A 718-nucleotide genomic window follows, 5' to 3' on the forward strand; every position below is an offset into this window, starting at 1 on the left:
TTCAGTCTTCGGATTTCCACATCCTGCTCGCCGATGAGTTTCTTGTCAAGTCCCATCTGCACCTCCTGCTGATGCAGCAAAGCCTTCTGCTGAATCAACCGAGCATCCTGGTCTGCTATCCAAGCCTTCTGCCCATCTAATCGGGCCTTCTGCTCCTCGATCAGTTTCTTCTGCTGTTCCAGCAGTTCCTCCTTTTTCTTCAGGGTAGCTCTGAGAATCTTCTCGGCATAGCGAATCGTCTCCTCCTCGCTCTCCCCCTCATGCACCGGGATATAACCGCCCGTCTTGCGAATCTGCGGCAGCACCACCGAGGTAACCCAATCCTTGAACTTCACCGCCGTAGCCAGTTTCGAACCGAGCACCAGAGCATAAAAACCGCTCTCGTTGACGAAGATCATCTGAACAACCAAACCCCTTCCACTACATTCGCCATAGCGGTTTTTAACAGTTCTAGTGACACTATATTTTATAGTATCACTAGAACTAACACGCTGTTTTACTGTATCATACGCTCTCCTATACCCGAGCACATCACACAAATCCTTCGCACAGAACCAAGGCTCGCCCTTCTTATCTATAGTAGTGCGAACCATTCCGAACTCCGGATTCTCAAACACAGCAACCTGTGCAGCCTGTTTCTTATTGGCTTCCTTCTTGTCGGCCACCTTCTTACCAGTCTGCACACACTTCTTGGCAGAGCCGGCATTCTTGCCATCCT

Annotated in this window: 1 protein-coding gene; it reads right to left on the reverse strand. The window is 50.1% G+C overall.

Annotated elements, in window-relative coordinates; translation table 11 throughout:
• Positions 1 to 718 (reverse strand): Bro-N domain-containing protein (locus DW657_RS17505; RefSeq protein ID WP_369973487.1); only part of this gene is annotated, 718 nt, incomplete at both ends.

Source organism: Prevotella sp. AM23-5, assembly GCF_003473645.1.
Taxonomy (GTDB): Bacteria; Bacteroidota; Bacteroidia; order Bacteroidales; family Bacteroidaceae; genus Prevotella; species Prevotella copri_A.